This window comes from Vibrio sinus, from assembly GCF_023634645.1.
In the GTDB taxonomy this organism is placed as follows: Bacteria; Pseudomonadota; Gammaproteobacteria; order Enterobacterales; family Vibrionaceae; genus Vibrio; species Vibrio sinus.
In genome coordinates this window covers 37,784-50,661 of record NZ_JAMKMR010000017.1, presented here as the reverse complement: position 1 = coordinate 50,661, position 12,878 = coordinate 37,784, and the positions used below count along the sequence as shown (strand labels likewise).

Sequence of the window (12,878 nt, the reverse complement as noted above, 5' to 3'; positions counted from 1 at the left end):
GTTTGATAGATATTTGCAATGTCAAATACCTGAATAATATCGTGGAGCAGAGTCATCGTTGGGTGAAACAGAAAACTCGTCAAGCCTTGTCGGGTTGGAAATCGGTCGAAGGGGCAATAGCGTCACTGCATGGTCGAGAAATGTGGACAATGTTAAAACGAGGACAAATTGACGTGGAGGGCGAGAGCGCGGTAGATCGATTTTACGCTCTCACAGGGTAATTGTGTCTGGAGATTATTGCCTGCACATCATGAATAAACGTTGCGACAGAACCGTTTGACAGCATCAAAAAATAGCGATGCAATAAGCGCTCCGTAGATAAAAAAAGTAGAGAACGGTGCTGAAAGCATGCACGAACCACGTTAGAAAATCCATTCTTAGTCATCAAAAAATAATTTTATATATTGTTTTGCAATAGAAATATCGGAAAAAGCGTCTGCGCGACGGTAGTACACTTTTTTCTCTTCTTCAAGAGTATCTAACATCGCCTCAGCCAGTGCGTTTGGGTCGTCCACAGCGGTTAAACGTCCCCATTCACCCTCTTCGAGCACTTCAGCAGGACCGCTTGGACAGTTGGTACTCACTACAGGCGTACCAAGCGCCAGGGCTTCTACAATGACATTCGAAAAACCCTCCCGAGAAGATGAGACCGCCAACAAGTTCGCCTGAGCGATATATGGAAATGGGTTGGTTTGTGATCCTAAAAGCATCACCTGGCTAGAAAGGCCAAGCCGTTCTATCTTGTTCTCTAATGAAGATCTTAACGCACCTTCACCAACGATCACCAGCCGTAACGGCCGCATTTTATGTATGGCGACCATCGCGTCCAGTAGCATGGAAAAATTCTTAGCAGGAGTTAATCGGCCAACGGCTACAGCCACGGGAATATCAGTTTTTGTAAACCAAGGGTGGGTAATAGAGTCTTGCGAACGCTGGCGTACAAGCGCCAAATTGATAGGGTTATGAATGACTTTCACTTGATCGCATGGTATGGCATATGAGGTGACTAAGCACTCCTTCACTCCCTTCGATACAGCCACCACTTTTGCCGCTCGTTTATAACTCCAGCGTATAGCACGAATCATCAAGATACGTCGCCACCCAGGCATTTCCGCAAGCTGAGAGGCACTATTACTATGTTCTGTTACAATGTGTTTTGCACGCGAACAGCTCATAAAATGGGCTAAACTGCTAATAACATTCGGCATTTGTAGCCCTGATACAAAGATGTCTGGCTTTTCGGTAACAAAAAAACGGATAAGGGAAGGTAAGGCATAAACGGAGCGTCGTACATTGAGACTACGCACAGTAACGTTTTCATTCACCTCTTGCCGCAGTTCATTGTTAATACCTTGTGTTAGCAAGGTGACACACAAGCCTTCGTGTGCGAAACGATTTGCCAGTGTGACAAAAACTTTTTCAGCGCCACCTACAATGAGGCTTGGTACGAACAAAACACAGCTTTTGGGGGAGTCAGACACGGAAGTTTCTTTTGGTTGTAATAATCATGATGTGTATTCTTATCATACTCTGACGGTGGAGGCGATAATAAAATGGCCATGACCTCGATCCTTTTGGTACCCCTTCCACATAGCGTTAAAGGCGTTTCAAGACACGACATCAGGCGGCCAACGGTTCTGTCGCAACGTTTATTCATGACGTGCAGGCAATAATCTCCAGACACAATTGCCCTGCGAGATCGTAAAATCGATCTACCGCGCTCTCGCCCTCCACGTCAATTTTTCCTCGTTTTAACATCTTCCAGATTTCTCGACCATACATATTGCCCCTTCGACCGATTTTCCAACCCAAGGCTTGACTAGTTTTCTGTTTCACCCAACGATGACTCTGCTCCACGATATTATTCAGGTATTTGACATTGCAAATATCTATCAAACACAGCATGAAGTAACCCGTTAGCCAAAGCTGAACATTCATCGCATCTAGGGCTGCGTAATTCGCATTGTTCCCATCAATCACCACTTTCTCAGGTAAGCCATTTTGAGCGATGTCCTTATTTAGAAAGGCTTTAGCAGCGGCTTCATCTCTATGTTTACTCAGGTAGTAAGCAATAACATCGCCGCATTTATCGACGGCTCGGTAATAATACCAATACTTGCCCTTGATTTTGATGTAGGTCTCGTCCATTCGCCAAGACCGTAATGTTTAGATTACGGAGAATGATACCTCAATATTCATAGATGCGACAGGCCACCTAATACTCTAGTTATAATACTCTCCATATAGAAATGGAACTTCAACAAACTCTGAGCCTAATCGTATTGCGTAACGTGAAACAGAGCTACGATCACTAACAATCTTAATTCTATTAAACAGCATTTCAGCTTCAAGAATGATATTACCTGGCAGTAGTGACACTCCTGAAAACTCAGCTGAATCGAGAATAATTTCTATCTTCCTAAGCGCGCCTCTAGTTTCATAATATGCTGGATGTAGCTTTAAAAACGTTCTCCGCCCTCTATGCGAATATAATTGACCAATCGCGCGAGCCCACTCAGTCTTAGGTAGTCGCCCTGGAGTTGGTAATAACATTACGACATCTCCACCTTTAAGATAAGGTTTATACTTTTCTTTTAAATAAGAGAGCTCTCCAAGTAAGCTAACTCTCTCAACAGGTGCCGCAGGAAATACCCCCTCAACAGTACCTATCCACATCTTGGCATCATCACGCCAATAGTGATCATATTTATACTTCTTTGATCCCGTTTCAGCAGGGGGTTTATAATCTTCCTTGAATGCGCATACCGGTACGTCTTTATACGATTGTTGTCCCTCTTCTATATAGCAATGAGCTCGACACTTACTTGATTTTATGACTTCTGATGCTATTGCATCTAACCAGCTAGTATAAAGAATGAATCCATCAGATAACTGTTCTATGAGATTCCTGACAGCTTCAGGGTAAGTTCTCAAGAAAGTCACCCTTCTTGCAGCTCGGTTAAGAATAGTTCTCTTTATCAAGTGAGTTGAAACCTCATCGAAAAGCGTATATTCCAGTCCGCGGACATAAATCACTTCTACATCCTTAAGATCAATATTTTTTGCTCGAGAAATATATTCATATGCCACCATTGCCATTACTGGATTGGCGATGAGGAAGACATGCTTGACCGACTTCAAAAACACCTCCATTGATTGCAATAACATAGACATTATTTCTAAATAATTATTTAGAATCAAGCGGACACACCACAATGGGTTCTGTCGCAAAGTTTATTCATGACGAGCAGGCAACAACCTCCGGACGCAACTATCCTGCGAGAGCGTAAAATCTATCTACCGTACACTCGCCCTCCACGTCAATTTGTCCTCGTTTTAACATCGTCCACATCTCTCGACCATGGAGTGAAGCCATCGCTCCTTCGACGGACTTCCAACCCAAGGCTTGCCGAGTTTTCTGCTTCACCCAACGGTGACTCTGCTCCACGATATTATTGAGATATTTGACTCCATTGCAAATTTTTAAATTCTATCCAAAATCATAGTATATCGAGTACGTCAACAAAGCCATGCGACAGAACCGTAAGAATGTCACCCAACAAACCCACTCATCGTTCACAAGGTCGACCATGTAAACGAGTTGGATCTCGTGCTTTACAGAAAGTAAAATCGTATATTATACTCGCGCTAACGATTTTTATGATATGTCTATCGTACAACATATAAAAGTGCTTGCTGATGCCTAAATCGACATCTTTTCGCTCTTCAGTGCCACTCACGCAATCTTATGTTTCGGGTGCTGGACTTCTGCAGCGATTTATCTCTATGCGCTATCTACGCTGTGTTGCTGCGCCTTATCGAGCAGAACGCAGTGCACGTATGGCGTGTTTTGCAAATGAAGAAATTGGCAATGAACTTGCCGTGAATGGAATTTATGAGCGGCTCCATATTGATGCTTTACTAAGCATTATAGGACGTTTGTCCCTTGATATGTCTTCCCTTGCTTTTTGTGATGTTGGGGCCAATATTGGTAATCACTCGATGGTTCTGGCCCCTTTTTTCAAGAAAACCTACGCATTTGAGCCCAATCCTGATGCCTATTATTTACTGACATACAACATGTCATCTCTTGATAAAGTAGAGAGCTTTCATGTGGGGTTAGGTGATACAGCTGGGATGATTGATTTGTATCAAAATGAGGGCAATATAGGTGCATCAACCATGATGCATGCATCTACTGATGGGGCTGTTTCTAAGGTGCGTGTTGAGCGATTGGACGATATATGCCCTAGCGATATTCCTATTGGCGTAATGAAGATAGATGTAGAAGGTATGGAGTATCAGGTGCTGAATGGAGCAACGGAAACGATTAACAATCATCGCCCTGTGATTGCCTTCGAACAACATGAGAGCGATATGGTTAGTGATGGGCCATCTGTTATCTCATGGTTGCAAGAACGTGATTATAGCGTGTGCTGGCTTGACCTTTCATCTGCACAAGAGTGTGGCACTGTTGTGCGGGTTTTTCAGCGTGTGTGGGAGTTGCTGTGTGGCCGGACGACACGCATTCGGTTGGTTGTAGAAGGCGATATTCCAAAGAGATCACATACGATGCTCATCGCTATCCCTGCAGAGAGAATGGCAGCTTTGTGACCTGTTTGCATCGCTGGCCCATATGCGTAACAAGCCTATGAAAGATATATGCACGCTGAGAGAAAGATTTTTTTATACGTCTTGAAGAGGCTTTTGGGGGTTCTGTCGCATCTATGAATATTGAGGTGTCATTCTCCGTAATCTAAACATTACTCCTAATCTATAATGAACTTCAAAAGCTATCAATTTCCCAAAGACATCATTTTCGAAACCGTCCGTTACTATCTGGCGTATAAGCTCAGTTACCGTGAAATAGCGGAAATCCAAACGGAGAGCGAGGGGTTAAAGTTGATCACGCCACCATTCATCGCTGGGTAGTGACATTCACTCCAATTTTAGAAGGCTGTGCGAGACGAAAGAAGAAGCCAGGGTAATGTCGTATTTTTACCAAGATCTCGGCCGAGGGTCTTAAACCCTTAACGTACGTTTTCGTACCGCTGGACTTCAAACCACTACATGAAGAATGAGCTTTTCGGGGAAATGTGCGCAGTACCCCATTATCGAGCGATAAATAGTTACCCATAACCATCAGTAACACGCCAAAGAATGTCATCCACAAGCTCAGCTGATTGAGCGCCTTGCCCCGCTTTAATAGACTCACCTGAGTTGCAAGTTTGACGAGAGAGCTCATTCGCTTACCTCAATTGATGGTGACACTTCGCCATGTTCTTGGCCGGAGAAAGCAGGGTTATCTCGCTGATAGTCAATAAACTCCGTCAGACGCATCATATTTTTTAGCGCCATTAAATGATGCTGACGAATAACGACTTGAGGCCGTTTCTTTTCAATCAACGCCTTAGCTTGCTCCGGTGTTCTGACGTATTGGCTCAATAACAGCCATGCCATTAGAGCGACGCTACTGCGAGAATAGCCCAAAGCACAATAGACCAATATTGGCTGGCATTGCTTATCGCGTATAGATTGAATGGCTTTCGCCGCTTGCCAGCATTGCTGCGCACTCAAAGGCAGCAAATCTAACGTAGCAAAGTGGCGATAATGAGTATTATCACCGACAAACACAGGTAATTCGGGGCACATATCCACTAAGCCTGCGTAAGTAGCCGATTGCTTACCAGATGGCCTTCTCCCCAGCCAAACTCCCGGGATGATTTCATTAGCCGGGCTTTGGCCTAGTGTCCACAACTTTGAATTTATCCACGCTCCTAGCAAGTAAGGCGCAAATACGATAAAGGCAGGCAAGCTCAAGCGGCCATGGGGCTGCTTTTGCCAGCCAAGTCCACCTATCCAGGCATAGTTCAGCCCAACCAATAACAAAGAAACACTTGGCCAGATCAAAATCAAAGCAGCGCCAGACCAATAGTTCGCTGCAACCGCAAATAAAATACCAGCAAACCCGTAATAGCTCGCTAGACGAAATTGCGCAGGGTATGGGTTGTATTTTCTGGCTCGCAAAGGACTCACCCCTTTCTCGGGCCAGCACCAAAGACAAAAGAACCCCGCCAGTAGGCCAGTGGGCACATCGATAAAATGATGTTGCCACGTGGTCAGTACCGATACACCGATGAGCAAAAACCAAAAATGAATGGCCCACTTTAGTGGGCCAGTTATGTATTTGCTACAACAAGCCCAAAGTACGACCAATAACGTAATGTGTAGCGATGGCGCTTGGTTGTATGGCTTATCAAAACCCATCAGCACATCGAACATCTGGCCAAATACGCCATGTAGCTCTGGCCGCTCGACGGCAAATTTCAATGGCCACAGAAAAAAACAGCCAATACAAATTAGCTGAGCGGTTAATAGTCTTAAGCCAAGAGTGTTGATCTGTTGGGGCGTACGCGGCAACAAAAAAGCCAAACCATATAAGAGGTCAATAGACCAATAGGGAACGATGGTCCAAGGCACTAAGGGTATATGGCGCTCCCACGCGAAAACCACACTAGCTACTTGCGGTAAGCTCGCTGCGTAGGCGTTCGCCAAGCTGTAACTGGTGAAAAAAAGGGGCACCAGCAGTAATAGCCATGCCACACCTCGCCCCCACAGGATGGCTGGCGAGCGAGTTGAAGTCAGTGATTCTGCCATAGTGGTATCGCTAATCGCTTAAGATCCCTTGCTGGTATCATGGTTTCCCTGACTCATTTTCTGCGCGATAGAAACGGTAAATATGCCCATCTCATCTATCCGTTGCTCGATTTTGCTAAATCCAGCCTGTTTGACTAGCTGGTCCATTTCGGCCTGACTACGCCGTCTCATCACCCAAGCCTGCCCACCTCTATGACTCGTAAGCGAACGGGCGATCATCTCTAACTGAGGATGCCACGGCTGACAGGTGTAGATAAGATAGCCGCTATCTTGCATTCCTTTTGCCAGCCCTCTGAGCGAGTCGAACACGCTGGCATTATCGCTAAAGAGCTCGTAAAGACCAGAGACCACCGCTAAATTGGGCTTAGGATCTAATCTCGCTAAATCAGCTTTATCGAAGGCATCACCTTGTGCAAACTGAATAATGTCAGACAGCCCCTTTTGCTCAATGAGCGCCTTACCATCTCTAACATTGATATCACTAAAGTCTCTGAGTAATACCGATTGGGGTTTGACTGAGGATTTTTCAATCGCTTCGATAACATATCTTCCGTGACCCGCAGCCACATCCACTAAGTGAACGTCTTTTTGTTGGCTTGCTAAGCAACTCATCGCGTTAGAAAGCATCTCTTCTATGTGTATTTTGCGCTGGCGGATGCCTTGCCAACCTGCAGAGTTGAGATAGACCTTATCAATAAGTTGACCAAACTTATTGCTCCCCGCCGCTTGATTACGATATACGTAATCCAAGGTGCTGCCAGAATCAAACCCCGTCTCAAAGCCCAACTTGATGCCTGTGGAGTAACGGCTGGCAAACGACAAACCTGAGCGATAGAGCGACCAGAACCTATCATAAGCAGAGCCGCGAGGTAAGGGCGTAGCTAACGACTCAGCTTCCGCACAAAAAGCGCCATTTTTATCGGCATCGAGCAAGTTGGTCTCTTGGTTTGGCTGCTCAAAACGCTGACGGATGAACCTCTTGATACGAGACAAGGCATCTGAGCGGCTAAGCTCTCCTAACGTATCGTGATAGTAGCCTGGTAAAATATGCTGCTCTTTGCAACTGCTCCCTAGGCGCTGAAAAAATTGTTGCTGGGGCTTACGTCGCACCACCCAATCTGATCCCGATATCAGTAGTTGAGTCGGCACCGTAATCGCGGCGGCATCAGCGACAACTCGCTTCGCCGTATCATGCAGCCCCAACAGCATTCGAACGGAGATAGGCCTTGCAATTAAGGGGTCGTTGTCAAATGACTGAATTCGTTCTTCGTCATGGGTCAGGTATTTAGCTTTGACATAGCTATTGACAAAGAAATTGCCACGCAGCCGCTTCAACAGCCGCAAGCCTGGAATCGCAAATGGGACATACAATTTAATACTAAAAGCCGGTGATGCGAGCACCAAAGCTCGAATTTTTGGCGCGTAATCATGCACCCAAGTCGATACCAATACCGCACCGACACTTTGTGCTAGCACGACAGTTTGTTCTATTTCAAGATGGTGCTGACGCTGCAAATGCTGGAAAAAGGTTTGAATATCGCGCACGCTGGTTGCAAAGCTGGGACTGTCCCCTCGTTGACCTGGTGATTCACCATGTCCCCTAGCATCCCATGCGAAAAAGTCGCATTCATCAAGCTCAAGTTCATCGACTAGATGGGCCATTCTGCCACTATGCTCATGCCCGCGATGAAACATCACCACCGCTTTGCGCTGTTTATTACTTGGTTGTTTGGCAGGCCAATAACGATAGCGCAGCGTGACATCATCATGAGTGGTAAACGACAGCAGTCTTGCCTCACTGATGTCGTCGCGGTCGTCAGAGATAGACTCAAGAGTCGACGTTGATGTGGAATCCAAATCATGTTGTTGTAAGTTAGCGTTGTTCATTTTCTTCTTTCCCTTTATTCGCCGATTCTGATACACCTTGACCAATTCGATTGACGCTCGTGACACACAAAAGTAGCAACATCAGTGCAAAACACACGTTGAGCCACAACGGGGTTATCCAACCATAGGCCCACAATACCGCCATAACACCCAGTAATAAGGCACGATCACTCTTACCCATGGGGCCGTCATAGCGCCTCGAGGCGCCAACCATCACGCCAAGCACACCACTAAATTCACTGAGCATTGCGACAAAAATCACGACAATAAGCAAAACTGGAGAGACTTGAGGGAGAAATACGAAAGGCAATAATAATGCGGCGTCAGCTATCACATCAGACAGCTCATTAAGATAAGCACCTAGCGCTGATTTTTGCTTGAACTCACGCGCTAGCATGCCGTCGATGGCATTGAGTGCCATGCGTAACAACATCCAAATCGGCAGTAAAAGAAACCATTTTGTCGATAGTGTTGGTATACAAAGTACGCCAGCAACCAGTAGTGACACAAGCATGGCTACTAAGGTGACTTGATTTGCGGTGACGCCACAGTGATATAAGTATCGTACGCCCGGGCGCAGTAAGTTCTGAAAAGCAGGTTTCAAACGATAGACGGACAAGAGATTAACCTCGAAATCAATTCACCGCCCGAGTGTAATGCACCCAAACACTTATGTCGCAGTTTTCTGTTAAAGTTAGGTGTAATCGCATAAAAATAGGCCAAAATCACTATACTATTGAATTTATTATCAATAAAAAAGGCGAACCCTAGGTTCGCCTTGCACAATGATGACTGACTCAGCCGCTTTCTATACGTCGAGGTTCGCTACTTTCAGCGCATTTTCTTCAATGAAGTTACGACGAGGCTCAACATGATCTCCCATCAAAGTGGTAAACAGCTGATCGGCACCAACCGCATCTTCAATGGTTACTTGCATCATGCGGCGTGTTTCTGGGTCCATTGTGGTTTCCCACAGTTGATCAGGGTTCATCTCACCCAGTCCTTTGTAGCGCTGTAAGCTCAAGCCACGTTTCGACTCTTTGAGTAACCAATTCAACGCTTCAGCAAAACTGGATACAGAATTGGTTCTTTCTCCACGCTTCACATACGCCCCCTCTTCAATAAGGCCATTAAGCGCCTCAGAAAGCGTCGCGAGTTTATTGTACTCTTTAGAGCCAAGCAGATCCGTACTCAATACGTACTCATGACTCACACCATGTGTTCGAACCATGACTTTAGGGAGATTTAATCCAAGTTCAGCATGCTGTTCAACTTCTAAACTATACTGGCTTGCACCGACTTCCTTAGCGTTGAGCTGAGAAACTAGTTGATTACCCCAAGTTTCTACTGTAGCCAAGTTCTGACATTGTTCAGCCGTCAATCTAGGCACATAAATCAACTCTTCAACTAGCGCACTTGGATAACGACGGCTCATGCGGCCCACTAGCTTCATGCCCGCATTATATTGCTGAACCAACTTCTCTAGTGCCTCACCAGACATCGCTGGTGCTTGCGTATTGACATGCAGCGACGCGTTATCCAATGCCAGAGACACCTGATATTGGTTCATGGCATCTTCATCTTTAATGTATTGCTCTTGCTTACCTTTTTTCACCTTGTATAACGGCGGCTGAGCAATATAGATATAACCACGCTCGATAAGCTCAGGCATTTGACGATAAAAGAAGGTCAACAATAATGTACGTATGTGTGAGCCATCCACATCCGCATCCGTCATGATGATGATGTTGTGATAGCGCAGCTTGTCAGGGTTGTATTCATCGCGACCGATGCCGCAACCTAAGGCCGTAATCAGCGTCGCCACCTCTTGAGAAGACAGCATCTTGTCAAAACGTGCTTTCTCAACGTTCAGGATTTTGCCTTTCAGCGGTAGTATCGCTTGGTTCTTACGATTGCGTCCTTGTTTGGCCGATCCCCCAGCTGAGTCACCCTCCACTATATACAGTTCGGAAAGCGCAGGATCTTTTTCTTGGCAATCAGCCAGCTTACCTGGCAAGCCTGCCAGATCTAAAGCGCCTTTACGACGGGTCATTTCTCTGGCTTTACGCGCCGCCTCACGAGCTCTTGCTGCATCAATGATTTTGCTGCATACGGTTTTGGCTTCATTCGGGTTTTCCACCAAGAACTCTGAAAGTTTTTCACCCATCACAGACTCAACGGCCGATTTCACCTCAGAAGACACCAGTTTATCTTTGGTTTGGCTGGAGAATTTTGGATCCGGCACTTTAACAGAAACCACCGCTGTCAAGCCTTCACGAGCATCGTCGCCAGACGTCGAGGTCTTTTCTTTCTTTGAGAAGCCCTCTTTATCCATAAAGCTATTGATGGTTCGGGTTAGCGCGGCTCTAAAACCAGCTAAGTGGGTGCCGCCATCGCGCTGAGGAATATTGTTGGTAAAACAATAGATATTTTCTTGGAAGCCGTCATTCCACTGCATGGCGACTTCAACCGCAATGCCATCTTCACGCTCGTAGTCAAAGTGGAACACTTTGGCATGGATTGGCGTTTTATTCATGTTCAAGTGCTCAACAAACGCTTGAATACCACCTTCATACATAAAGTGATCGTGTTTGTCTTCTTCACGCTCATCAATAAGCTTAATTGACACACCTGAATTCAAGAAAGACAGCTCACGCAAGCGCTTGGCAAGAATGTCGTAGTGGAATTCAATATTGGTAAAAGTCTCTGCACTTGGCCAGAAACGGATAAAAGTACCCGTTGAATCCGTTTTACCAATCACTTCAAGCGGAGATTGAGGTTCACCATGACAATAGGTTTGCGAGTGGATAGAGCCACCACGGTGAATCGTCAGTTCGACTTTTTCAGATAACGCGTTGACCACAGAAACCCCTACGCCATGCAAGCCGCCCGACACCTTGTAAGAGTTATCGTCAAACTTACCGCCCGCATGCAGTACCGTCATGATAACTTCGGCAGCAGACACATTTTCTTCAGGGTGCATTTCAGTAGGAATACCACGTCCATCATCACTCACTGATACCGAATTATCCTCGTGGATAGTGACAATAATGTCTTTACAGTGGCCAGCCAGTGCCTCATCAATCGAGTTGTCCACCACCTCAAAAACCATGTGGTGTAAGCCGGTGCCATCATCAGTGTCACCGATGTACATTCCTGGACGCTTACGGACTGCATCTAGCCCTTTCAGTACCTTAATACTCGATGAATCGTAATTTTCAGACATGAGTTACTCTCTATTTATACGGGTTCTATGGTTCCGTGTTCCACATGAAACACCTTACCTTGATCGTCATGCATGTCAGCAATTTGATTCTGGGTAATAGAACTTACAAAAACTTGAGCCCCCGTCGACTTCAAACAGTCTGCAAGACGTTGTCGACGTTGGCTATCTAACTCGGAAGCAAAGTCATCAATTAAATAGATGCATTGCTTACCTGTCATTTCTGTTAAATGTTGCCCCTGCGCAACACGCAGCGCACACACCATTAACTTCAATTGACCTCGTGAAAGTACATCCTCAATAGGTGTACCATTCACCTTAATTCTTAAGTCAGCCTTATTCGGACCACTGAACGTGTAACCCAGCGACTGATCTCGCTCGAAGTTTTGACTGAGCACATCCTTATAGTCGGTCTCTTTGTCCCAACCACGATAATACTTCAGTTGGATATCGAACTCCGGTAGAAACTCGCGGCAAATATGTTCGGCAGCCATCTTCAAGTGATTGACATACTGCGCTCGCCAATGACTGATATTTTCAGCCAGTATAGCCAGCTCTTGATCCCAAAAGCTCACTTCTCGGTAACTTTTCGCCGACTTGAGTAGCGCGTTCCGCTGCTTTGCTAACCGTTTGTATCGCCCCCAGCTGTCATAAAACGCAGGCTCAGAGTGAAACACACCCCAGTCTATATAAGCTCGACGTGATTTTGGACCAGCGGTTAGTAAGTCAAAACCTTCAGGGTGAATCAATTGCAATGGCAATACATTCGCCAGTTTCGCGATTTTCTGACCAGATTCCCCGCCTATTTTAACCTCTGTGCTGCCATCGCGCTGCTTATTTATACCGATAGGTAGCTCAAATTGATCACTATGTAACAAACGGCCATGAACGAACAGTTGTTCGCACTCATTTTGAATGACCCTGCCAGTCAATGAACTGCGAAAAGAGCGCCCATGACCAAGTAGATAAATAGCTTCTAAGACGCTGGTTTTTCCACTGCCATTAGGGCCAATAAGAAAGTTAAAGCCTGGTGATAAATCAATATCACAGGCTTTAATATTTCTAAACTGTTTTACAATGAGACGAGAAAGAGGCATTGATATGTAATGTC

The 12,878-nt window shown here is 45.7% G+C and carries 9 protein-coding genes and 3 pseudogenes; 2 read left to right on the top strand and 10 right to left on the bottom strand.

Annotated features, from left to right (window positions below; all coding sequences use genetic code 11):
- Positions 1-2 precede the first annotated feature (2 nt).
- Positions 3-221: pseudogene (locus M9194_RS16235) on the top strand (IS6 family transposase); the annotation flags it as partial.
- Between the two features lie 156 nt (positions 222-377).
- Here M9194_RS16235 and M9194_RS16230 read toward each other — a convergent pair.
- From M9194_RS16230 to M9194_RS16215, 4 genes and pseudogenes are all read right to left on the bottom strand, one after another.
- Entirely contained in the window at positions 378-1,481 is a 1,104-nt protein-coding gene (locus tag M9194_RS16230) for a glycosyltransferase (protein ID WP_250613733.1), read from the bottom strand.
- 172 nt (positions 1,482-1,653) lie between these two features.
- Positions 1,654-2,157: pseudogene (locus M9194_RS16225) on the bottom strand (IS6 family transposase); the annotation flags it as partial.
- A gap of 66 nt (positions 2,158-2,223) precedes the next feature.
- Positions 2,224-3,141: a hypothetical protein gene (locus M9194_RS16220; RefSeq protein ID WP_250613732.1), complete on the bottom strand. Its 918-nt coding sequence runs from the start codon at positions 3,139-3,141 to the stop codon at positions 2,224-2,226.
- 130 nt (positions 3,142-3,271) lie between these two features.
- Positions 3,272-3,469, bottom strand: a pseudogene (locus M9194_RS16215) (IS6 family transposase); the annotation flags it as partial.
- Positions 3,470-3,699: 230 nt separating this feature from the next.
- On the opposite strand from M9194_RS16215, the gene M9194_RS16210 reads away from it, so the two are divergent.
- On the top strand, positions 3,700-4,614 hold the full coding sequence (locus M9194_RS16210) for an FkbM family methyltransferase (protein ID WP_250613730.1): 915 nt from the start codon (positions 3,700-3,702) through the stop codon (positions 4,612-4,614).
- Between the two features lie 304 nt (positions 4,615-4,918).
- Here M9194_RS16210 and M9194_RS16205 read toward each other — a convergent pair whose 3' ends face one another.
- The 6 genes from M9194_RS16205 to recF all read right to left on the bottom strand — a co-directional run bounded on the left by M9194_RS16205 (position 4,919) and on the right by recF (position 12,864).
- On the bottom strand, positions 4,919-5,245 hold the full coding sequence (locus M9194_RS16205; protein WP_250613729.1) for a hypothetical protein: 327 nt from the start codon (positions 5,243-5,245) through the stop codon (positions 4,919-4,921).
- Entirely contained in the window at positions 5,242-6,657 is a 1,416-nt protein-coding gene (locus M9194_RS16200) for a phosphatase PAP2/dual specificity phosphatase family protein (RefSeq protein ID WP_250613728.1), read from the bottom strand. Before M9194_RS16200 ends, M9194_RS16205 begins: the two co-directional genes overlap by 4 nt.
- An 18-nt stretch (positions 6,658-6,675) precedes the next feature.
- Positions 6,676-8,544, bottom strand: a complete 1,869-nt coding sequence (locus M9194_RS16195) for a bifunctional alpha/beta hydrolase/class I SAM-dependent methyltransferase (RefSeq protein ID WP_250613727.1) — start codon at positions 8,542-8,544, stop codon at positions 6,676-6,678.
- Positions 8,531-9,163, bottom strand: coding sequence for a CDP-alcohol phosphatidyltransferase family protein (locus M9194_RS16190; protein ID WP_250613726.1), 633 nt, complete (start codon positions 9,161-9,163; stop codon positions 8,531-8,533). Before M9194_RS16190 ends, M9194_RS16195 begins: the two co-directional genes overlap by 14 nt.
- A 189-nt stretch (positions 9,164-9,352) precedes the next feature.
- Positions 9,353-11,770 (bottom strand): DNA topoisomerase (ATP-hydrolyzing) subunit B, encoded by a 2,418-nt coding sequence (gene gyrB, locus M9194_RS16185; protein WP_250613725.1) that lies wholly within the window; start codon positions 11,768-11,770, stop codon positions 9,353-9,355.
- A 14-nt stretch (positions 11,771-11,784) separates the two neighbouring features.
- Positions 11,785-12,864 carry a DNA replication/repair protein RecF gene (gene recF, locus M9194_RS16180; protein WP_250613724.1) on the bottom strand — a complete coding sequence of 360 codons (1,080 nt, stop codon included), beginning with the start codon at positions 12,862-12,864 and terminating at the stop codon, positions 11,785-11,787.
- Between the last annotated feature and the right edge of the window lie 14 nt (positions 12,865-12,878).